Origin of the sequence: Streptomyces sp. NPDC050534, from assembly GCF_044457745.1 — a bacterium.
Lineage (GTDB): Bacteria > Actinomycetota > Actinomycetes > Streptomycetales > Streptomycetaceae > Streptomyces.
Genome location: NZ_JBITHF010000025.1, coordinates 1 through 21,238 on the forward strand (window position 1 = coordinate 1; position 21,238 = coordinate 21,238).

The 21,238-nt window shown below is 71.2% G+C and carries 17 protein-coding genes and 1 pseudogene; 11 read left to right on the top strand and 7 right to left on the bottom strand.

Annotation, left to right across the window (positions count from 1 at the left end; translation table 11 throughout):
• A partial coding sequence (locus ACIBN2_RS45040; protein ID WP_399143593.1) for a cbb3-type cytochrome c oxidase subunit I occupies window positions 1-681 on the top strand: 681 nt, incomplete at its 5' end.
• Window positions 678-1,013 carry a hypothetical protein gene (locus tag ACIBN2_RS45045; RefSeq protein WP_399143594.1) on the top strand — a complete coding sequence of 112 codons (336 nt, stop codon included), beginning with the start codon at window positions 678-680 and terminating at the stop codon, window positions 1,011-1,013. The genes ACIBN2_RS45040 and ACIBN2_RS45045, both read left to right, overlap by 4 nt.
• 7 nt (window positions 1,014-1,020) lie before the next feature.
• On the opposite strand, the gene ACIBN2_RS45050 is transcribed toward ACIBN2_RS45045, so the two are convergent.
• On the bottom strand, window positions 1,021-2,991 hold the full coding sequence (locus tag ACIBN2_RS45050) for an RICIN domain-containing protein (RefSeq protein ID WP_399143595.1): 1,971 nt from the start codon (window positions 2,989-2,991) through the stop codon (window positions 1,021-1,023).
• 207 nt (window positions 2,992-3,198) lie between these two features.
• Window positions 3,199-3,855, bottom strand: a complete 657-nt coding sequence (locus tag ACIBN2_RS45055) for a TetR/AcrR family transcriptional regulator (RefSeq protein ID WP_399143596.1) — start codon at window positions 3,853-3,855, stop codon at window positions 3,199-3,201.
• Between the two features lie 204 nt (window positions 3,856-4,059).
• Here ACIBN2_RS45055 and ACIBN2_RS45060 point away from each other — a divergent pair, with 204 nt between their 5' ends.
• Together ACIBN2_RS45060 and ACIBN2_RS45065 are read left to right on the top strand one after the other, a co-directional pair.
• Window positions 4,060-5,334 (top strand): YncE family protein, encoded by a 1,275-nt coding sequence (locus ACIBN2_RS45060; protein WP_399143597.1) that lies wholly within the window; start codon window positions 4,060-4,062, stop codon window positions 5,332-5,334.
• Between the two features lie 242 nt (window positions 5,335-5,576).
• Window positions 5,577-5,912 (top strand): annotated as a pseudogene (locus tag ACIBN2_RS45065) (MFS transporter); the annotation flags it as partial.
• Between the two features lie 138 nt (window positions 5,913-6,050).
• Here the strand turns inward: ACIBN2_RS45065 and ACIBN2_RS45070 are convergent.
• On the bottom strand, window positions 6,051-7,907 hold the full coding sequence (locus tag ACIBN2_RS45070; RefSeq protein WP_399143598.1) for a cellulase family glycosylhydrolase: 1,857 nt from the start codon (window positions 7,905-7,907) through the stop codon (window positions 6,051-6,053).
• 94 nt (window positions 7,908-8,001) lie between these two features.
• Entirely contained in the window at window positions 8,002-10,164 is a 2,163-nt protein-coding gene (locus tag ACIBN2_RS45075) for a GTP-binding protein (protein ID WP_399143599.1), read from the bottom strand.
• Between the two features lie 229 nt (window positions 10,165-10,393).
• On the opposite strand from ACIBN2_RS45075, the gene ACIBN2_RS45080 reads away from it, so the two are divergent.
• Genes ACIBN2_RS45080 through ACIBN2_RS45110 form a run of 7 tightly spaced genes read left to right on the top strand, consistent with a single transcriptional unit; the run spans window position 10,394 to window position 17,994 of the window.
• Window positions 10,394-10,864: a (2Fe-2S)-binding protein gene (locus ACIBN2_RS45080; protein WP_399143600.1), complete on the top strand. Its 471-nt coding sequence runs from the start codon at window positions 10,394-10,396 to the stop codon at window positions 10,862-10,864.
• Window positions 10,861-13,224 carry a xanthine dehydrogenase family protein molybdopterin-binding subunit gene (locus ACIBN2_RS45085; protein ID WP_399143601.1) on the top strand — a complete coding sequence of 788 codons (2,364 nt, stop codon included), beginning with the start codon at window positions 10,861-10,863 and terminating at the stop codon, window positions 13,222-13,224. The genes ACIBN2_RS45080 and ACIBN2_RS45085 overlap by 4 nt, the downstream gene beginning before the upstream one ends.
• Window positions 13,221-14,075 (top strand): FAD binding domain-containing protein, encoded by an 855-nt coding sequence (locus ACIBN2_RS45090; protein ID WP_399143602.1) that lies wholly within the window; start codon window positions 13,221-13,223, stop codon window positions 14,073-14,075. The genes ACIBN2_RS45085 and ACIBN2_RS45090 overlap by 4 nt, the downstream gene beginning before the upstream one ends.
• A gap of 6 nt (window positions 14,076-14,081) precedes the next feature.
• Window positions 14,082-14,987, top strand: coding sequence for an AAA family ATPase (locus ACIBN2_RS45095; protein WP_399143650.1), 906 nt, complete (start codon window positions 14,082-14,084; stop codon window positions 14,985-14,987).
• Window positions 14,984-16,231 carry a VWA domain-containing protein gene (locus tag ACIBN2_RS45100; RefSeq protein WP_399143603.1) on the top strand — a complete coding sequence of 416 codons (1,248 nt, stop codon included), beginning with the start codon at window positions 14,984-14,986 and terminating at the stop codon, window positions 16,229-16,231. Before ACIBN2_RS45095 ends, ACIBN2_RS45100 begins: the two co-directional genes overlap by 4 nt.
• A complete protein-coding gene (locus tag ACIBN2_RS45105) occupies window positions 16,224-17,333 on the top strand; it encodes an XdhC family protein (RefSeq protein ID WP_399143604.1) in 1,110 nt (369 codons plus the stop codon). Before ACIBN2_RS45100 ends, ACIBN2_RS45105 begins: the two co-directional genes overlap by 8 nt.
• A gap of 10 nt (window positions 17,334-17,343) precedes the next feature.
• A complete protein-coding gene (locus ACIBN2_RS45110; RefSeq protein WP_399143605.1) occupies window positions 17,344-17,994 on the top strand; it encodes an SRPBCC family protein in 651 nt (216 codons plus the stop codon).
• A gap of 19 nt (window positions 17,995-18,013) precedes the next feature.
• On the opposite strand, the gene ACIBN2_RS45115 is transcribed toward ACIBN2_RS45110, so the two are convergent.
• The 3 genes from ACIBN2_RS45115 to ACIBN2_RS45125 form a co-directional block, all read right to left on the bottom strand.
• Window positions 18,014-18,928, bottom strand: a complete 915-nt coding sequence (locus tag ACIBN2_RS45115) for an aminoglycoside phosphotransferase family protein (protein WP_399143606.1) — start codon at window positions 18,926-18,928, stop codon at window positions 18,014-18,016.
• 217 nt (window positions 18,929-19,145) lie between these two features.
• The gene (locus ACIBN2_RS45120; protein WP_399143607.1) at window positions 19,146-20,576 is read right to left on the bottom strand and encodes an MFS transporter; all 1,431 of its coding nucleotides are present in this window, start codon (window positions 20,574-20,576) and stop codon (window positions 19,146-19,148) included.
• 103 nt (window positions 20,577-20,679) lie between these two features.
• Complete coding sequence (locus tag ACIBN2_RS45125; protein ID WP_399143608.1) at window positions 20,680-21,180, bottom strand: metallophosphoesterase family protein; 501 nt, start codon at window positions 21,178-21,180, stop codon at window positions 20,680-20,682.
• Between the last annotated feature and the right edge of the window lie 58 nt (window positions 21,181-21,238).

The window sequence follows — 21,238 nt, forward strand, 5'->3', positions numbered from 1 at the left end:
GTACCCACCGGCGTGAAGTTCTTCAACTGGATCGGCACCATGTGGAAGGGGTCACTGAGCTTCGAGACCCCGATGCTCTGGGCGACCGGCTTCCTCGTGACGTTCCTCTTCGGTGGACTGACGGGCGTGATGCTCGCTTCGCCGCCCATCGACCTCCATCTCTCGGACTCGTACTTCGTCGTCGCGCACTTCCACTACGTCGTCTTCGGCACGGTCGTCTTCGCGATGTTCTCCGGATTCCACTTCTGGTGGCCCAAGTTCACCGGCAAGATGCTCGACGAGCGCCTCGGCAAAATGACGTTCTGGATGCTGTTCATCGGCTTCCACGGCACCTTCCTGGTCCAGCACTGGCTGGGCGCGAACGGTATGCAGCGGCGGATTCCCGACTACCTGGCGGCGGAGGGCCTGACGACACTCAACACCGTGTCGTCGATCTTCTCGTTCCTCCTCGGATCGTCGCTCCTCCCCTTCTTCTACAACGTCTGGAAGACCGCGAAGTACGGCAAGAAGGTCGAAGCCGACGACCCCTGGGGCTACGGCCGTTCGCTGGAGTGGGCGACGTCCTGCCCACCCCCGCGTCACAACTTCACGGCACTCCCCCGCATCCGCAGCGAGTCCCCGGCGTTCGACCTGCACCATCCACAAGTGGCCGCTTCGGAGCGGGAGTTGACGTCGACATGAGCAATGAGGACGCGCAGGTGCTCCTGACCGAGATCGAGGGGCACCTGCTGATCGCCGCCGCCCGCGAGGAGGGCCGCACGGCCGCCGCGCGGTTCAGCGCGCCGTTCGGCTGGCTCACCGAGGCTCAACGGGAGGAAGTGGAGCGCCGGTTCGAGACGGAGTACCTCGTACTCGCCCGCGTCTCGTGGCAGTACACGGCGGAGCGTGCCCGCGAGGTGCGGGGCGAGTACGAGGAGGTCTACCGCGGCCTGCGGCGGCGCTTGCTGGCCGGCTGGCTGCTGGCGTGCGCCGCGGTCGTGGCGGCCGGCGTCCTGCTGCTGCCGCTCGCCTAGGCCGGCGCTACGGCAGCGTCCACTTCTGGTTGGCCTGGCCGTTGCAGCTCCACAGCACCATGTCGGTTCCGTTGGCCGTGCCGTTGTCGTAGGCGTCCAGGCAGAGCCCGGCGTGGACGTTGGTGATCGTGCCGTCGCTGTTGACGTTCCACTTCTGGTTGTCCTGGCCGTTGCAGTCCCAGATGACGACCTTGGTGCCGTTCGCCGTGCCGAGGTTGTAGGCGTCGAGGCACTTGTCGCCGTAGACCACCAGCTCCTTGCGGGAGGTGTGCGTCCAGGTCTGGTTCTGGCCGCCGTTGCAGTCCCAGAGCTCGGCCTGGGTGCCGTTGGAGACGGTGTTGTCGTAGATGTCCAGGCAGCGGCCGGACTGGGTGCCGACGACCTGGTTGCCGTCGGCTCCCGGCAGCGGGCGGACCGTGATGCCGGCCAGGGTCGGCGCACCGGAGAAGGTCAGCGTGTTCGTGGAGCCCTTGGCCAGGCCGGCCATGACCGAGATCGTGCCCGGCGAGGAGCCGGTGGGCGGGAAGGAGACGGCCGTCGAGCCCTGCCCGTCGACCTTCAGGGTCGCGGTGCGGGCGCTGGAGGTGTCGTTGGTGTAGGTGACGTCCACGACCTTGACGCCGGTGCTGCCGGCGGCCACGCCGGAGAAGACCGACGTGCCGGTGTAGCTGCTGCCCGACACTTCGGTGCCGCCGGTGACCGTCAGCATGACCGAGCCGCCCGCCGGGACGCTCGTCGTGTAACCGGTGCCGTAGGAACCGATGTTGGAGCGTGTCCACAGGTCGCGCACGGTCGCCGGGGCGTTGGTCAGGCCGAGGTCGGACCAGCGGACGGTGATGTTCTGGGCGGAGGAGGTGCGGTTGAGCAGGACGACGGCACGGTTGCCGGTGCCGGACAGCACCTTGCCGTAGACCTGGAGTCCGCCGGCGTCCTCGGCGACCTTGACGCCCTGGAGGCCGCGCGGGTCCTGGTCGACGGCGACGACCTCGGGGTTCTTGAGGATGCCGGCGGTCTCGCTCGTCATCGTGGAGAGGTCGTTGCCTGCGAGGAGCGGTGCGCCGGAGATCGCCCACAGGTTCATGTGGGTGCGGTTCTGGGCCGCCGTGAAGCCGTTCATGCCGACCATCAGCATGTCCGGGTCGTTGTAGTAGCCGGTGTGCTGGGCGAGCGGGTGCAGGGTCTGGTCGAAGTTGGACAGCAGGTTCGTCATCGACGGCGAGTTGCCGTAGTAGATGATGTCCGTGCTGGTCCGCCACATCGGGGCCTGGCCGGGCGCCCAGTTCCACGGGTTCTGCTTGCCCCAGTTGCAGACGGAGAGCGTCAGCGGACGGCCGGTGGCGGCGGAGGCCTTCGCGACCGCGGCGCTGATCGACCCATAGGTCGTCGCCGCGTCGAGACCTTCGGCGTCGCCGCCGCACCAGTCGACCTTGACGAAGTCGAAGCCCCACTTCGAGAACTGGAGCATGTCCTGGTCGTAGTGGCCCTCGCTGCCGCTGCCCGGGGCGGCGGGGCGGCCGGTCGGGTAGTAGTAGCCGCAGCCGTCCTTGCCGGCGTCGGTGTAGATGCCGGCCTTGAGGCCCTTGCTGTGGATGTAGTCGGCGATGGCGCTCATGCCGCCGGGCCACTCACCCGTGTCGACGGTGATGTTGCCCGCGCTGTCGCGGGTGCCCTGCCACCAGCCCTCGTCGATGTTGATGTACTTGTATCCGGCCGCCGGCAGCCCGGCCGCGACGAACGCGTCGACCTGCTGCTTGATGACGCTGTAGTCGATCTTGGCGGCGAAGCTGTTCCATGAGGCCCAGCCCATGGGGGCCGTGGGCACGGCGATCTGACGGGTCGTCGTCGCCGCCTGTGCGGGGGCGGGCGTCGCGAAGAGGAACGCGGCCGCCGCGGTCAGGACGAGGGCGAGCAGACGTACGGCGGTGGCTCCGCAGTAGGGGGCGAGTCTTCTGCGAGGCAAGCGCGGAGGGGGGTTCATACGACTCCTTCATGGGGGGAACTCCCGCACGGACAGCGGCTGTTATTCGATATCCCGAACACAGATCGGTGAACCGAACACATCGCGCGCCGAAAGTAGAGCGCCCCGGAGAGGGAAGTCAACGGAAGCGACAGGCGCGAAGCGGCCGACGGTCAGGGGCGCGCCGCACGGTCGGCCCGGAGGCCGGGCCGTGGCGTCAGCGGCCGGTCACCTCTCCCCCCACCCCGCGGGCCGCATGATGGCCAGCAACTGCCGGACCAGTTCGTCCACCACTTCGTCCAGCGTCGCGTTCACCCACCCCGCGCTCCAGTCGTGCAGGAGGCCGTTGACACTGCCGATGAAGGCCGTCGCGGCGATGCGGTAGTCGCGGGGGGCCGCTTCGCCGCGGGCGGCTGCCGCGTCCGCCTCGGCGCATATGAGGTCCACCCAGCGGGAACGGCGGGCGAGGCGCTGTTCCTCGAGGCGGGCGCTCACACCGATGATCTCGACGAAGGTGATGCGGATCCGGCGCGTATCGCCCGCGACGTTGGCGGCGTAGGCGCGGAAGATGTCGGTGACGCGCTCGGCGAGCGGCCGGCCCTCCACCGCGGCGAAGGCGGTGAGGACGGCCTCCTCGGCCCAGTCGTTGACCTGGAGGTGCAGCGCGGCCAGCACGTCTTCGAGGGTGCGGAACTCCTCGTAGAACTGCCGGGTGGACAGACCGGCGGCCTCGCTCAGCGCGGCGACCGTGGTGGCCCGGTAGCCGGGGTCGGCGCCGAACAGTTCGAGCGCGGCGTCCAGGAACCTCCCGCGCCGCTCGGCCTGTCGTTCCGCGGCGGTCCTGCCCCCGTACCGCCCGGTCGGCGCCTTGAGCCTGCCCGCCACTGAACCTCCCTCGTCGCCCTCCGCCAATTTTGTCGTGTACGCAGTCTTGTGGAGAAGGGCGCCTCTTCCTTACTTTCCAGTAAGTAGGAATCTGAAGGCATCTCACTTCAGATTCGCGTTCTTCGTTTGGCATGCACCGATCACGTCAGCACGCGCACCTCCGCTTCCGCCTGCCCGCCCCACCTTCCAGAGGAGAGAGCACTCATGCCTGCCTTCAGACCCAGGCACCTTTGCTCCATGGCCGCCGCCCTCGTCCTGACCGTCACCGCTCCCGCGACCGCCGCCACTGCCACTGCCACTGCCACTGCCACCGACTCGGCCTCCGCCACCGCCCTGCGCGAGGTGATGTTCGTCGGCAACAACTGGGACGGCACCGCGGACGTCATCAAGTCCAGCGGCGACTTCGCGAAGGTCGGCCGTCTCAACGTCGTCCCGGACAAGGACCAGCGGATGGCCGAGATCAACGCCGACCCGGTCAAGTGGATCTACTTCATGGCGATCCGCAACGGCGTCGGCGAGGGCCACGACCAGTTCGTCGACGACATGTACTCCACGCCGGACGGCAGGTCGGTGGTGGTCTCGCGGCCGAGCTTCGCCGACGTCGTCTCGATCGACCTCGCCACCGGCAGCATCAACTGGCGCTTCCCCGTGTCGGGTTACCGCTCCGACCACATGGCCGTCTCCCCCGACGGCACCCGCGTGGCGGTGTCCGCCTCGACCTCGAACACCGTGCATGTGCTGGACATCGACACGGGAAAGCAGCTGGGCTCGTTCGCGACGGGCGACAAGCCGCACGAGAACATCTTCACCAAGGACGGCAAGTACATCTGGAACATGGCCATCGGGGACGTCAACACCTCCCTCGACGACCCGGCCTGGGACTGGACGAAGGGCGACCGGCACATCACGGTCGTGGACGCGACGACGTACAAGCAGGTCAGGACGATCGACATGCGGCAGCGGCTCGACGCGTTCGGTCTGAAGGACTTCTCCGACGCCGTCCGCCCGGCCGTCTTCTCACCCGACGAGTCGAAGCTCTACTTCCAGGTGTCCTTCTTCAACGGCTTCTTCGAGTACGACGTCGCCGCCGACAAGATCACCCGGATGAAGACGCTGCCGAAGAACCCGGCGACCAGCGAGGACCGCACCACCTGGGTCAACGACTCGCGCCACCACGGCATTTCGATGAACCCCGACGGCACCAAGCTGTGCGTCGCGGGCACGATGGACGACTACGCGACCGTCGTCGACCGCGCCACGCTCCAGGAGGGACCGCTGATCACCGCGTCCAAGCCCTACTGGGCCACGGTCAGCGGTGACGGCAAGGACTGCATCATCTCGGAGAGCGGCGCCGACCAGGTCACCGCCATCGACTTCGCGACCGGGCAGAAGGTCACGTCCGTCGCGGTCGGCGACCACCCCCAGCGGGTGCGGCTCGGACATGTGCAGGCCGACTGGACGGGGCCGTCCGGTCGCTGACCCCCTGCCGGACGGCGCCGGACCACAGTGTCCGGCGCCGTTCGCGCGGTCTCCCGGCGGGCCCGCCTCCGAGATGCGGACCCGCCGGGCACCGCAAATGATGAGGGGCGTCGTGGGAGATCGGACGGCCCCGGAGCCGCCGTCGGCCGCCGGGTGCCCGGCACGGCGAAGCTGGAGCATGCTCATGACCGGCCGCATCAGCGACCACAAGACCGCCCCGCAGTGATCCGGGAACCGCACCGGGCCGGCCGCCCGCCGCGGCCTGGCGCAACCTCGTGGTCGCGACCCTCGGCTTCACCCTCACCTTCTGGGCCTGGAACCTCGTCGCCCCGCCGGCCGGCAACTTCGACGAGCGCCTGCACATGAGCTCCTCCGCGCAGTCCCTGCTCGTCGCGGTCCCGGTGCTGGTCGGCTCGGTCGGGCGGGTACCGGTGGGCGCGCTCACCGACCGCTATGGGGCGCGGCTGATGTTCCCGCTGGTGAGCGCCCTGACCATCGTGCCGGTGCGGCTGCTCATCCCGGCGAAGGGTTCCTACGGCGCGCTGATCGTGGTGGGCTTCTTCCTCGGCCTCGGCGGAGAAGGTGCCGGGCTAGCGCGCTCCGGCGGTTCACGGCGGCCCAGCGCCCACGTCTCCACCCCTCGGTCGCGCCCTCCTCTCCGCCCCTCGGCCGCGCCCTCCTCTCCGCCCCTCGGCCGCGCCCTCGTATCCCCCCCGTCAGAAGTGCCCCGCCGCCCAGGCCGACAGCTCCGACCTGGCCGCGTTCAGCAGGGTGGCCGGCGGGGACGTCGCGCCGTTCGTCACCAGGGCGTAGTGCAGGACGCCCGAGTCCGAGTCGGTGAGCAGGAGACGGCGGCTGCCTGTGCCGCCCGGTTCGGGGGCCGCGGCGATCGGGGCCGACGGGGTGTAGGCGGGCGGGGCGTACGCCGTGCCGAGGTCGGAGACCACCGTGGTGGTCGAGGTCGGGAAGGAGGCGGGCAGGTGGAGTTCGGTGGGGGCTGAGCCTGAGCCCGAGCGCCAGACGAGCAGGCCGTACTGGCCGGAGCCGACCAGCTGCGACACGTTCGGCAGTGAACTCGGCACCGGGTTCCAGGTCAGGGTCGTGGAACCGTCGCGCGAGCGGTCCTCGTACGTGAAGGCGAGCGTCGTCCCGGCGGTGGCGCTCGGGTAGACGCGGTCCAGCAGCCGGGCGTCCTGACGCAGTGCCACCGCGCCGGAGTCGTCGAGCCGCACGGCGGAGAGGTCCTCGTCGTTCCAGGCGTCCCCCGACGTCCGCACCTTGTCGGGGTTGTCGTTCATCAGCTCGTGATGGCGCCCGCTGTAGATGTCCCACTGCCACTGGCTGCCGCTGAGCACCGGCCCGGAGGCCGACGGGCCGGTCCACCAACTCGCCCCGGGAACACGGGAGTCCAGTGCCTGGTACATGGCCTTGTCGACCGTCGGCGCCTTCCCGGAGACCGTACCGGACAGCGGGTGCCCGAACTCGCTCACGACCGCGGCCGTGCCGGCCGCCGAGGCGCGGTCGCGGATCGTCCCGAAGTCGGTGGCGTACTGGCCGTCTGAGGCGTTGCCCCACATCAGGATGCCGGAGATGGCTTTCTGGTCGTAGAAGTGTGTGTTGAAGACGTAGCGGGGGCCGAGCGTGCCCGCGTCGAGGAGGCCGCCCTCCTGCTTCTGCGTGTCGATGTTGGCGTTCCAGAAGAGGTTCGGCTCGACGAAGGCGGGCTTGTCCTGCCAGCCGGCCGCGTCCATCCGTGCCCGGAACCTCTCGTAGAACGGCCACAGCAGGCTCTGCTCCCAACTGCGGCTACCCTGGCCCGAGTCGTAGCTGCCGGCGTAGGGCTCGTTGTACGGGTCGAATCCGACGATGCCCGCGAACTCGGCCTCGCTCAGGTGCTGTCCGACGTACGCCATCGTCTTCTGCGCGGTGTCGAGGAAGGAGTCCTGAAGGCCGTAGGTGTTGTGCCAGAAGTCGTACTGGGCTTTGGTCACAGCCTGGTTCTGGGTGATGTTCTGGCCCCAGAACAGGCAGATCCCGCACGACTCCTGCGGATAACTGCCCAGCGCCACGGCCCACTTGGGGGCACCGTCACCCGTGTACCAGCTGCCCGGGTTGAAGAGGTGGCGTGAGTACAGGTCCTGATGGAAGTCGGGGTACACGCGAATGCCGGCGTCGAGGAAGGCGCGCATCTGGGCGGTGACGGCGGCCAGGTAGGCCGGGTCGACCGCTCCCCGGGTGGGCTCGGCATGGGCCCAGGAGAGCAGGAAGCGGACCGAGTTTCCGCCTCCCAGCGCGCGCAACGCGGTCGCCGACTTCTTCGCGTCGGTCACCGAGGCGAAGGGCAGGCCGCTGTTCTCCTCCAGCTTGGTCTCGCCGGAGACGTTGTAGCCGCGCAGCACGACCTCGCGGCCGTCGCCGTCGACGAATCGGCCGTTCCGCACGGTGAGCGGCGTTTCGTCGAACCAGAGGGAGCCGGGGAGAGTGGCGGCGGTGGCGGGCGGCGCACCCGCCACCGTCAGGGATCCGAGGAGGACAACCAGAACAACGAGCAGACGGGCCCGGATATTCGGCATGTCCACTACAGTCCGGCGATGTCCTGACACCGTCAATAGTTCTGACTCCTGAGTAAGTATCAGGATTTTGGCGGCATCCCCTACCGGTCCCGGCTCAACTCCCCACCCGGCGGGTGACGTTCAACAGATACTCCTTGCGGTTGAGGGGGTTGTGGTCGGTGCGCGGACGTTCGGGAACCACTCCGTGCGCGACCGGTGCGTAGTGATCGAAAGCGCTCTCCAACTCGCCCTCGCCGCGCGTCAGTCCGGGCAGCCGCTGCTCCAGTTCGTGCACCCGGCCCGCCGGGACCGCGCCCTCCAGCACACAGGCGGCGCCCCGCGTCTCGGTCGCCTGCGGCACCGCTCGCAGCGCTGCGAGCACCGGCAGCAGGGCGCCCAGCGTGTCGGCCGGGGCCTCCAGCCGGAAGCGGTGCATCGGCTCGTACACCTGGGTGCCCGCCCGCCGCAGCGCCTCGATCAGGACCAGCGGGGTCACCCCGCGGAAGTCCGCGCCCGTGCTGGACATGCTCTTGTCGAAACCCTGGTGGGCATGACTCTGCCGGGGCGAGTAACCCGAGTGGGTCATCGTGACGGTGCAGTCGGTGACCTGCCAGCCGTGCAGACCCTGCCCGAGGGCCTCCCTGACGGTGTCCTCGACGGCCTTGAAGAAGGCGTACGGCATGGCGCCCAGTTCCACCTCCAGGCGGAAGCCGACGCCGGAGCCGGCCGGGGCGGGGTCGACGCGCAGCCCGACGGTGGCCAGGAAGGGATTCTCGTCCTTCTTGTTGAACTCCGCCGCCGCTCCCGTCCCGGCCGGCCGCTCGATGCAGATCGTCGTGGTCTCACGGAAGGTGACGTCGAGCCCGAAGTCCTCGGCGAGGGTGGCCTCGATGACCTCCTTCTGCACCTCGCCGTACAGCGACACGGCCGTCTCCTGCCGCACCTCGTCGTGGCGCAGGTCGATCAGCGGGTCCTGTTCGGCGAGCCGGACCAGCGCGAGATGCAACTTCCGGCCGTCCACGCCCGGGCCAGGGACGACCACCGTCTCCAGTGTCGGCGGGGCGAAGAAGTGCTCGTACGCCTTACGCGGCTCGCCGATCGCGTCGCCGATCCTGATGTCGGTCAGGCCCCACAGCCGGGCGATCCGGCCCGCGGGCACCGCGTCGGCCCGGGCGTCGGCGCCCTGGTCGAAGACGCTGATCGCGGTGACCCTGCCTTCCTGGCGGGTCTCCCCGAACGGGATACGGTCACGGGTACGCAGCGTCCCGGAGAACATCCGCGCGTACGCCACCTTCTCCCCCGCCGGGCCCCGCTCGACCTTGAAGACGGTGCCCGAGACCGGCCCGTCGGGGTCACCGCCGGCCGGGGGCAGGAGCTCCTTGATCCCGGTGATCAGCTCCGCCACGCCGGCGCCCGTGATGGCGGAGCCGAAGTAGACGGGGTGGACGAGGGCCTGGCGGGTCTGGGGGATCAGGGCTGCGTGCAAGGCGTGAGGGGTGACACGGGATACCCCGCCCCCGGTGTCATGTGACATACCACTGGCGGCGCCATGTGACATACCACCCGCGTCCACCTGCACAAGCCCATCACCCCCTTGCACCCCACCGCCCGTGCCATGTGACCTACCACCACCCGTGGCATGTGACATACCACTGGCCTCCACCTGCGAGAGCCCATCTCCCCCCACCACCCCACCCCCCTCCACATACGCGGCCAACAGCTCATCGTCATGATCGGCCAGCACTTCCAGCGCCTGCGCCCCGAGCCCCGGCCGGAACCAGGCGCCGGCCGTGCCCAGCGCCCCCGTCGACCCCATCACCACGGCCGCCGGCGTGAGCCGCTCAGAGATCTGGCGCAGGACTCCCTCGTAGCGGGCGCCGCGGCGGTCGATCTTGTTGACGAACAGCAGGGTCGGGATGCGCAGCCGCTGGAGGGTCCGCATCAGGATGCGGGTCTGCGCCTGGACGCCCTCGACGGCCGAGACGACCAGGACGGCGCCGTCGAGCACGCCGAGCACCCGCTCCACCTCGGCGATGAAATCAGGGTGGCCGGGGGTGTCGATGAGGTTGACCGTGACGTCGTCGATCGCGAACGACACGACCGCGGACTTGATGGTGATGCCGCGCCGGCGCTCCAGCGCGAGGGTGTCGGTGCGGGTGCTGCCGGCGTCGACGCTGCCGATCTCGTCGGTGATGCCGACCGTGTGCAGCAGCCGCTCGGTGAGGCTGGTCTTACCTGCGTCTACGTGAGCGAGGATGCCGAGGTTGAGCATGTGCACGGAGCTTCATGTCCTTAAGAGAGGGGATCGTTCCTTCCTGGGTGGACATGAGCGGTGTGCGCATTGCTTCTCCTGGATCGCGTGACGGCGGGACTCGGGAAAGTCCAGCAGAGCCGGACCCACGGCGGCAATGGATTAACGCTCAACGAACTGCGCCACAGCACTCGCCGTCGTCCCTGCTCGGTCATAGAGTGACGAACATCACGTCCCCGTGGTCCTGGGAGGGCCAATGACCCACATCTCGGTGAAGGTGGACGGAACGACGTACGAGGACGACGTGGAACCTCGTCTCCTCCTGGTCCACTACCTGCGCGAACGCCTCGGTCTGACCGGCACCCCGATCGGGTGCGACACCTCCAACTGCGGGGCCTGCACGGTCGAACTGGACGGCATGAGCGTGAAGAGCTGCTCCGTCCTCGCCGTACAGGCCGACGGAGGCGAGGTGACCACCGTCCAGGGGCTCGCCCGCGACGGTGAGCTGACCACCCTCCAGCGTGCCTTCCACGAGAAACACGCCCTCCAGTGCGGCTACTGCACCCCGGGGATGCTGATGGCCGCCCGCGACCTGCTCCGCGAGCACCCGCACCCCACCGCGGACGAGATCCGCCACGCCCTGGAGGGCAACCTCTGCCGCTGCACCGGCTACCAGAACATCGTGCGGGCCGTACAGGCCGCCTCCGAAGAGGAGGTCCCGGCATGACCGACCAGGCCGTGGAACCCGAGGTCGGCCGCGCCCGGGCCCGCAAGGAGGACGCCCGGCTGATCACCGGCCAGACCAACTGGACCGACAACATCAGCGTCAACGGACTGCTCCACATGGCGATCCTGCGCAGCCCGATGGCGCACGCCCGCATCACCCGCGTCGACGTCTCGCCCGCGCTCGAACGCCCGGGCGTCATCGCGGCGTTCAGCGGCGCCGACCTCGCCGAGGGCCTGGGCTCGCTGCCCTGCGCCTGGCCGGTCACCGAGGACATCGTGCTGCCCGACCACCCGCCGATGGCCGTCGACGAGGTGCGCTACGCGGGAGACCCGGTCGCGCTCGTGGTGGCCCGTGACCGCTATGCGGCCGCCGACGCCCTCGAGGCGATCGAGGTCGACTACGAGCCGCTGCCCCCGGTCCTGGACCTGGAGGCCGCGCTCGCCGAGGGCTCCCCCCTGGTCCACTCGGACAAGGGCACCAACCGCAGCTACGTCTGGCCGCTGAAGACGGGCGAGGACTTCGACTCCGTACGGCAGCGCGCCGAGGTCACCCTCAAGCGGCGCTACCACCACCAGCGGCTCATCCCCAACGCGATGGAGCCGCGCGCGGTCGTCGCCACCCCGCTCGCCGCATCCGGCGAGTACACGCTGTACTCCGCCACCCAGATCCCGCACATCCTGCGCGTCATGATGGCCGTGGTCACCGGCATCCCCGAGCACAAGATCCGGGTGATCGCCCCCGACGTCGGCGGCGGCTTCGGCTCCAAGCTCCAGGTGTACGGCGAGGAGGCCCTCGCCCTCGCCGTCGCGCGGAAGATCGGCCGGCCGGTGAAGTGGACCGAGTCCCGTTCCGAGGGTTTCCTGGCCACCCACCACGGCCGCGGGATGATCCAGGACCTTGAGATCGCCGCGAACCGGGACGGCAAGCTGCTCGGCCTCAAGGTCGACCTGCTGACCGACATGGGCGCGTACCTGATGCTCGTCACCCCGGGCATCCCGATCCTGGGCGCCTTCATGTACCCGGCCATCTACAAGATGGACTCCTACGACTTCACCTGCACCGGCGTCTTCACCACGCGCACGCCCACCGACGCCTACCGCGGCGCCGGGCGCCCGGAGGCGACGTACGCCATCGAACGCATCATGGACGACCTGGCCGCGGAACTCGGCCTGGATCCGGTGGAGTTGCGGCGCCGGAACTGGATCGGGCACGAGGAGTTCCCGTACACCTCGATCGCGGGTCTGACGTACGACAGCGGGAACTACGAGGCCGCCACGGAGAAGTCCCTCGCGCTGTTCGACTACGACAAGCTGCGCGCGGAGCAGGCCGACCGCAATCGCCGGGGCGACGCCGTCCGCCTGGGGATCGGCGTGTCGACGTACACCGAGATGTGCGGGCTCGCACCGAGCCGGGTGCTGCGCGACCTCAGGTACGCGGCCGGCGGCTGGGAGGCGGCGAGCATCCGGATGCTGCCGACCGGCAAGGTCGAGGTCGTCACCGGCACCAGCCCGCACGGCCAGGGCCATGTGACCTGCTGGAGCCAGATCGCCGCCGACGTGCTGGGCGTGCCGTTCGAGGACGTCGAGGTGGTGCACGGCGACACCAAGGCGTCCCCGCAGGGCATGGACACCTACGGGTCGCGGTCGCTGGTCGTGGGCGGGTCCGCCGTCCACCACGCCGCGCAGAAGGTGGTCGACAAGGCGCGGAAGGTGGCCGCCCATCTCCTCGAGGCGAGCGAGCAGGACCTGGACTTCACGGACGGCGTGTTCTCCGTGAAGGGCTCCCCGGAGGCCCGCAAGACGATCCAGGAGATCGCCTTCGAGACCTTCACCTCGCACGACCTGCCGGACGGCATCGAACCCAGCATCAACGCCGAGCACCTGCTCGATCCGGACAACTTCTCCTACCCGCACGGCACCCATCTGTGCGCCGTGGAGGTCGACACCGAGACGGGGCAGACGCACATCCGCTCCTACGTCTGCGTCGACGACGTGGGCAAGGTCGTCAACCCGATGATCGTCGAGGGACAGGTGCACGGCGGTCTCGCGCAGGGCATCGCACAGGCGCTGTACGAGGAGGCCGTGTACGACGACGAGGGCAACCTGGTCTCCGGCACGATGGCGGACTACTTCGTGCCGTCGGCGGCGGACCTGCCCGAGTTCACCACCGACCGGACCGAGACGCCGGCCACCTCGAATCCCCTGGGCGTCAAGGGAGTCGGCGAGGCCGGGACCATCGCGTCGACGCCGGCCGTGGTCAACGCGATCGTGGACGCGCTGCGTCCCCTGGGGGTCGACGACATCAAGATGCCCTGCACCCCCGAGCGGGTCTGGCGAGCGGTGAGGGAGGCCCAGGCATGATTCCCCCGGCATTCGACTACACCCGGCCGGCCACGGTCGACGAGGCGGTGCGCACGCTCGCCGACGCCGGCGAGGAGGCGAAGGTACTGGCCGGCGGGCAGAGCCTGCTGCCGCTGATGAGGCTGCGGCTGGCCTTTCCCGAACTGGTCGTGGACGTCGGCCGCATCGCCGAGCTGCGCGGGGTGCGCGAGGACGGCGCCACGCTCGTCATCGGCGCGATGACCACGCACCACGACGTCATCCACGACCCGCTGGTGCGCCGGCACGCGGCCCTGCTGGCGTCCGCCACGGCGACCGTCGCGGATCCCGCCGTACGCCACCGGGGCACCCTCGGCGGCTCGCTCGCGCACGCCGACCCGGCCGCGGACCTGCCCGCGGTGGTGCTGGCTCTCGACGGCGAGCTGGTGGCGCAGGGACCGGGCGGCAGGCGCACGATCCCCGCACGTGAGTTCTTCGTCGACTACCTGCAGTCCGCGCTGGCGCCCGACGAACTCCTGGTGGAGGTGCGGGTGCCGAAGGCGGACGGCTGGGGCTTCCACTACGAGAAGTTCCACCGGGTGGCACAGGCCTACGCGATCGTCGGCGTGGCCGCGCTGGTACGGCGCGACGACGGGCACATCGCCGAGGCGCGGATCGGCCTGACCAACATGGGCTCGACTCCCGTGCGCGCCTCGGCCGCCGAGGAGGCCCTGACCGGAGCCGGGGACGCCGAGGCCGTGCAGCGGGCCACCGAGGCGGCCGCCGAGGGGACGCACCCGTCGCAGGACATGTCGGCCTCCCCCGAGTACCGCGAGCACCTGGCGCGGGTGCTCACCAGGCGGGCGGTGCTGACCGCCGCCGGAATGGGGTGAGGACCGATCACGCACAAGCACGACCCGAGCGCGGACATCGACGGCCCGGAGCAGGTCCGGGCCCGCCTGGAGGAGACGGGATACCTCGTCGACGACGGGCTGGCGACGGCCTGCTTCCTGGCCGTGCGGCTGCACCGGCCGATCTTCTGCGAGGGCGACGCGGGCGTGGGCAAGACCGCGCTGGCGTCCGCCCTCGCCGAGGCGCTCGGCGCGCCGCTGATCCGGTTGCAGTGCCACGAGGGCATCGACGCCTCACAGGCCCTGTACGACTGGGACTTCCCCCGTCAGCTGCTGCACCTGCGGGCCGCGGAGGCGGCAGGTGTCACGGACGCCGACCGTCTGGAGGGCGAGCTGTACGACCGGCGTTTCCTGGTCGCCCGGCCGCTGCTCAAGGCGCTGGAGACGCAGCCGTCGGTGCTGCTGGTCGACGAGATCGACCGTGCCGACGACGAGTTCGAGGCGTTCCTGCTGGAGCTGCTGTCGGAGTTCTCGGTCACGATCCCGGAGCTGGGCACCCTGCGCGCCGAGGTGCCCCCGGTGGTGGTGCTGACCTCCAACCGCACCCGCGAGGTGCACGACGCGCTGAAGCGGCGCTGCCTGTACCACTGGTTCGACCACCCGGGCTTCGCCCGCGAACTGGCCATCGTACGACGGCGGTTGCCCGGTGTGTCGGCGCGGCTGGCGGAGCAGGTGACCACGCTGGTGCAGGCGTTGCGCTCCCAGGACCTGCTCAAGCCGCCGGGGGTCGCCGAGACGATCGACTGGACGGAGGCTCTGGACGCGCTGGGCGCGACCGAGGTGGACGCCGAACTGGCCGTGGCGACGCTGGGTTCGGTCCTGAAGTACCGCGAGGACGCGGAGCGGGCCAAAGGGCTCGATCTGGCGGCGGTGCTCGCGGCGCGAGGGGCGTGAGCGTTGTGGCGCACGGCACCGGGTGGGTGGAGAGCGGGAGTCGGGGGCGCGGCGGCGGGCACGGTCCGGGCCGTGGGCAGGGTCCGGACAGCGGGCAGGTTCCGGACTGCGGGCACGCCGACGCCGTCCTGCTCGGCTTCGCGCGCGCCCTGCGGGCCGCCGGGGTCGATGCGAGCGCCGAGCGGGTGCACGCCTTCCTGCGGGCGGTGGACGAGTTGCGGCCCGGGATGCGGGCCGACGTGTACTGGGCGGGACGGCTCACGCTGTGCGGCGGACGGGACGACCTGGAGCGCTTCGAGCGGGTGTTCGCCGCCTACTTCGGGGGCGGGCTGCCGGCCGGGCGGACGGCGCCCGGCACTCCCCCGCCGCGGCTGCGGCTGGTCATGCGGGAGAGTCCCGAACCCGGAGCGGCCGACCGGGAGGAGGACCCGCAGGGACCGCCCGCGGCCGCGCTGGCCAGTGCCTCCGAGGTCCTGCGCCACCGTGACGTCGCCGACCTGGACTCCGCCGAACGTGAGCAACTGCGCCGTCTTTTGGCCGCGTTGGCGTTGCGCGGCGAGGTGCGGCGCACCGCGCGCCGGCGGCCGGCCCGGCGCGGGGACGTCGATCCGCACCGCACGGTGCGCGAACTGCTGCGGCTCGGCGGGGAGCCCGCCCGGCTGCGCCGGCACACCCGGGCCGATCGGCCGCGGCGGGTCGTGCTGCTCGTGGACATCAGCGGTTCGATGGCGCCGTACGCGGACGCGCTGCTGCGCTTCGCGCACGCGGCCGCCCGTGGCAGCCGTACGGAGGTCTTCACGATCGGCACCCGGCTGACCCGCGTGACCCGCGAACTGTCGCACCGCGACCCTGATTTGGCGATGACCGCCCTCGCGGCGGCCGTGCCCGACTGGCGCGGGGGCACCCGGCTCGGGGAGCTGCTGCGCGAGTTCCTGAACCGCTGGGGGCAGCGGGGCATGGCGCGCGGGGCGGTCGTGGTGCTGCTGTCCGACGGCTGGGAACGCGGCGACCCGGAGCTGCTCGGCATCCAGATGCGCCGCCTGCACCGGCTGGCGCACCGGGTGATCTGGGCCAACCCCCTCAAGGCACGCCCCGGTTACGCGCCCCTCGCCGCCGGGATGGCGGCGGCGCTGCCGAGCGTGGACGCCTTCGTCGCGGGCCACAGCCTGGCGGCGCTGGAACAGCTGGCAGCAGTGGTACGCGGGGCCGAGCGGGCCCTCGTGGAAGGAGCCGATCGTGCGTGACATCCTCCCGGCCCTCGGTCAGTGGTACACGGCGGGCGCTCCCTTCGGACTCGCCACCGTCGTCACCGTCAGCCGCAGCGCACCGCGCGATCCCGGCGCGGCCATGGCGGTGGGTCCCGGCGACGAGGTCGTGGGGAGTGTCTCGGGCGGCTGCGTCGAGGGCGCGGTGTTCGAGCTCGCCAAGGAGGTCGTGGAGAGCGGCGAGGCACGGCTGGAGACCTTCGGATACAGCGACGAGGACGCCTTCGCGGTCGGCCTCACCTGCGGAGGCGAGATCACGCTGCTGATCCGGCCCGTCACGGGGGCGACCGATCCGGGCTTCACGGAGGTCGCGGAGTCCGTCGCGGCGGGCCGCCCGGTGACCGTGGCGACGGTGACGGACGGGCCCGCGCCGATCGGGGCCACCCTCTCCGTCTGGCCCGACAAGGTCTCCGGCACGCTCGGGTCGACCGGCCTGGACGTGGCCGTCACCGCCGACGCGCGCGGCGAACTCGCCCTCGGCGCAACGGGCTTGCGCCACTACGGCCCTCACGGCGAGCGCCGCGAGGACGCGGTCACCGTCTTCCTGCACTCCTTCGCCCCGCCGCCGCGCATGCTGGTCTTCGGCGCGATCGACTACGCGGCCGCCGTCGCCCGCATCGGCACCTTCCTCGGCTACCGGGTCACGGTCTGCGACGCGCGCCCGGTGTTCGCCACGCCCAAGCGCTTCCCGGACGCCGTGGAGGTGATCGTCGACTGGCCGCACCGCTACCTCCGCGGGACCTACACCGACGAGCGCACGGTGATCTGCGTCCTGACCCACGACCCCAAGTTCGACGTGCCGCTGCTGGAGGAGGCGCTGCGCCGGCCGGCCGCCTACATCGGGGCGATGGGCAGCCGCCGTACGCACGACGACCGTATGAAACGCCTGGTCGAGGCGGGTCTCACCGAGGCCGAGCTGGCCGGGCTGCGCTCACCGGTCGGTCTCGACCTCGGCGCCCGTACGCCCGAGGAGGTCGCCGTGTCCGTCGCCGCGGAGATCATCTCGCTGCGCTGGGGCGGCACCGGAGCGCCGCTGGCGGCCACCGGTGGCGCCATCCATCCGTCGACGCAACGCCCGTAGGAGGCAAGTCATGGAACTGCACCACGAGTTCACCGTGCCGGTCCCGGTCGACGACGCCTGGGGGACGCTCCTCGACATCGAGCGCGTGGCGCCGTGCATGCCCGGGGCGACCGTCGAGGACTACGACGGCAAGACCGTCACCGGCTCGGTGAAGGTCAAGGTGGGTCCGGTGACCGTCACCTACAAGGGCACCGCGGTCTTCGACGAGCAGGACGAGGCGGCGCGCCGGATGGTGCTGACCGCCAGTGGCCGGGAGACCCGCGGTCAGGGCACCGCGCGCGCCAGGGTGACCGCCACGATGGCCGAGCGCGACGGCGGTACGGCCGTGTCGGTGCAGACCGATCTGACGGTGACCGGGCGGCCGGCGCAGTTCGGGCGCGGTGTGATGGCGGAGGTCGGCGACCGGATCATCGGTCAGTTCGCCGACTGCCTGTCGGAGCGGATCGGCGCACCCGCGGCGGAGGAGGAGCCCGCGGCGGGCGAGCAGACGGCAGAGGGCGGGAAGGCGGCCCCGGTCAGGCAGCCGCCCGCGGAGGCGGAGCCCATCGACCTGCTCCGTACGGCCGGACTGCCGGTGGCCAAACGGGCGGCGGTCGGAGCCGTGGCTGCTCTCGTGGTGGCGGTGGTTGTCCTGGGGCTGCGGCGGAGGCGGCGGCACTGACGGCCGGCGGGCCGGTATGTCAGGGGGCGCTCCCCCGATGGTCGGCGATGATCTGCTCCAGGTGGTGCAGAGCCGCGGTGGTCCGCGCCGGGTGATCCCGGAAGTAGGGATCGTCCGGCACCGGCAGCGAACCGGCGAGCGCCCAGCCGCGGCCCCGTGCCCAGGTCGCGTCGTCCGCGCCGACCCGTTCGCGGAAGACGTCCCGTGCCTGTGCGGGCAGCACCTTCCAGGCCGGGACCAGATCCACGGCGGGGTCGGCCACGGCCAGCGTGCCGAAGTCGATGACCGCGCTGAGCCTGCCGTTCCGGGTCAGGAAGTTGCCCGCGTCCAGGTCGCCGTGGATCCATACCGGCGGCTTCTCCCAGGCGGGCGCCGCGAGTGCCTCCTCCCACACCTCGGTGACCGCGTCGGTGTCGACGAGTCCCGTGCCCTTCAGCGCCTCGATCTTGGGCCGGACGCGGGCCTCCACGGCGATCGAGTCACGAGAGTCGCCGAGGGGCACGCCCCGGAAGGCGTTGCTCTGCTCCGGGCCGGGCCCGCCGGCGGCGTCGACGGCCTGCAGCGCGGTGAGAAATCCGGCGAGGTCGAGGGCGGTGCGGACCGGGTCCGCCAGGCCGTCGGGCGTCATCGTCGTGCCGTCCAGCCACCGGTAGACGGACCAGGGGTACGGGTAGCCCTCGCCGGGCTCGCCCTTGGCCAGCGGCCGGGAGACGGGCAGCGGCAGGTGCGGGGCCAGGCGCGGCAGCCAGCGGTGCTCGCGCTCCACCTGGCCGGCCCAGTGGGCGTAGCGCGGCAGACGGACGGACAGTTCTTCGCCGAGCCGGAAGGTGGCGTTGTCCATGCCGGACTGCGGCACCGGGGCGACCGGAAGGTGGGCCCATTGCGGGAACTGGGAAGCGAGCAGACGGCGTACGAGCGTTTCGTCGATCAGCACGCGGTCCAGTTCACCGGGACCGCGGGCTCAGATCCACCGAATTTCGATGTGTGAGCCGTAGGGAAAGGGGTAGTCGCCGCTCAACGGAGGCGAAAGGGACTCCGCGCACACAGCACCTTCTGCGGGAAGGAGGTCCGTGACAACGCACACTCGCAGCGCCCGGGCCGCTTCCATTCGCATGAAGCGGCCCGGATCCTGCTGAGTCGTAGCGTCCGGATCACCTCTCGCCGCCGCCCGGGAAGAGCACTCCGGGCAGGATGACCAGCGCGAGCACCGCGGCGGCCGCGTAAAGGCCCGCGGCTCCCAGCGCCACCGTGTGGAATCCCCGTACGAAACGCGCCCCGTCGCCGGGCTCACCCGCGACCGCGCCCGCCACCGCGATGCCTATCGCGCCGCCCGTCTGACGTGCGGTGTTGTTCATCGCGGAGGCCAGTCCCGCGCGCTCGGCGGGGACGGCCCCGATGGCCGCGGCGACGACCGCCGGGGTCAGGAGGCCCATGCCCGCGCCCCACAGCAGGAAGGCGGGCAGCAGGACCGGATACGACGAGTGCGGTCCGGCCAGGACCAGGAGCGCGAGCCCCGCCGTGCCCATGAGCAGCCCCACGGTGGCCGGCAGACGTGCCCCGATCCGGCTCGTGATGCGCCCGCCGAACGGCGCGACGACGGCGAGCGGGGCGAACAGCGGTATCACCGTCGCGCCCGCGAGCAGCGCGGAGCGGCCCTGTACCGACTGAAGGAACAGCATCAGCACGAACAGCGTTCCGAGCGTGCCCAGGTTCATGATCCCGGCCACCACGTTCGCCGTGTCGAAGACCGGGCGCCGCAGCAGCGCCACGGGCAGCATCGCGTCGTCCCCGCGGCGCAGTTCGACCGCGGCCAGCGCGGGCACGGCGAGGATCGCGACCACGGCCGCCACGAGCACCTGCGGCGCGCCGGCGCCCGCGCGGCCGCCCTCGATGAAGGCGTACGTCGTCGCCAGCAGCAGCACACCGGCGAGCAGCAGTCCGGGCACGTCGGGTCGGCGGGCGTTTTTGTCCCTGCTCTCGCGCACGATCGCCGCGGCCCACACCAGGGCCACCAGCACGATCGGCACGTTCAGCAGGAAGATCGCCCGCCAGCCCAGGGCCTCGACGAGCGCGCCCCCGAGCAGCGGTCCCGCGGGCAGGGCGAGGCTCCCGATGCCGGCCCAGACGCCGATGGCCCGTGCCCGTGCGGCATCGCCCGGGAACGCGCGGCTGATGATGGCCAGGGTGCCCGGGAGCAGCAGTGCCGCGCCGACGCCCTGGATCACGCGGGCCGCGACGAGGACCGGGACGTCCGGCGCGATTCCGCAGGCGAGCGAGCCGGCGCCGAAGACGACGAGTCCGGCGAGCACCACCCTGCGGTGCCCGTAGAGATCTCCGGCCGTCCCGCTGGTCAGCATCAGCGCGGCCAGCGCCAGCGCGTAGCCGTCCACCACCCACTGCAGGCCGCCGACGTCGGTGCCCAGGCCCGAACCTATGTCGGGCAGCGCGACGTTGACGATGGTGACGTCGAGCAGCACCAGGAAGTACCCGGTGCACATGACGAGCAGGACGGTGCGCGGCGAGCCCTGGTGCCGTACCGGGTTCACTGCGCGCCGCAGGAGCGTTGCCGGTGATCCAGTCATGGTTCCTTGGTAACAGGCGGGTCTGACAACGCCACCGCGCACCGGCGGCCACGTGCGGGCGCCGCTGCCGGGTGCCCCCGCTGCCGCGCGCCGGAACAGGCGGCTAACCGCGGGGCAGCCGGTGCAGTTCCACGTCCGTGAGCAGGCCGTCGGCGACGGTGGCGGTCATGTACGTGCAGTGGGGCTGGCGGCGGCGGTCCGTCGGTGAGCCGGGGTTGAGCAGCCGCAGGCCGCCCGGGGCGGTGGTGTCCCACGGGATGTGGCTGTGCCCGAAGACCAGGACGTCGAGGTCCGGGAACCGGGCGGCGCAGCGCGCCTCGCGGCCCTGCGCCGCGCCCGTCTCGTGCACGCATCCGAAGCGCAGGCCGCCGAGTTCGGCGTACGCCACCTCGGGCAACCGGGCCCGCAGCGCCGGACCGTCGTTGTTGCCGTGGACGCCGACGAGTCTGCGGCAGCGGGCCTCCAGCAGGTCGAGGGTGTCGGTGTCGACCCAGTCCCCGGCGTGGAACACGACGTCGGCGCGCGGTAGTTCGGCCAGGAGCGGGGCAGGCAGCTCCTTGGCGCGCTTGGGGAGGTGGGTGTCGGTCGTCAGCAGAAGGCGCACGACGGCAGCCTAGGCAGGGCGCCGGCGCCGCGGGGTGAGCCGGCCCTCCGGTGCGTCG

Bases quoted from the DNA above. Each gene is read 5' to 3' on its own strand.
- ACIBN2_RS45045 (WP_399143594.1), top strand. From the start codon at position 678: ATGAGCAATGAGGACGCGCAGGTGCTCCTGACCGAGATCGAGGGGCAC.
- ACIBN2_RS45050 (WP_399143595.1), bottom strand. From the start codon at position 2,991: ATGAACCCCCCTCCGCGCTTGCCTCGCAGAAGACTCGCCCCCTACTGC.
- ACIBN2_RS45060 (WP_399143597.1), top strand. From the start codon at position 4,060: ATGCCTGCCTTCAGACCCAGGCACCTTTGCTCCATGGCCGCCGCCCTC.
- ACIBN2_RS45070 (WP_399143598.1), bottom strand. From the start codon at position 7,907: ATGCCGAATATCCGGGCCCGTCTGCTCGTTGTTCTGGTTGTCCTCCTC.
- ACIBN2_RS45080 (WP_399143600.1), top strand. From the start codon at position 10,394: ATGACCCACATCTCGGTGAAGGTGGACGGAACGACGTACGAGGACGAC.
- ACIBN2_RS45085 (WP_399143601.1), top strand. From the start codon at position 10,861: ATGACCGACCAGGCCGTGGAACCCGAGGTCGGCCGCGCCCGGGCCCGC.
- ACIBN2_RS45090 (WP_399143602.1), top strand. From the start codon at position 13,221: ATGATTCCCCCGGCATTCGACTACACCCGGCCGGCCACGGTCGACGAG.
- ACIBN2_RS45110 (WP_399143605.1), top strand. From the start codon at position 17,344: ATGGAACTGCACCACGAGTTCACCGTGCCGGTCCCGGTCGACGACGCC.
- ACIBN2_RS45120 (WP_399143607.1), bottom strand. From the start codon at position 20,576: ATGACTGGATCACCGGCAACGCTCCTGCGGCGCGCAGTGAACCCGGTA.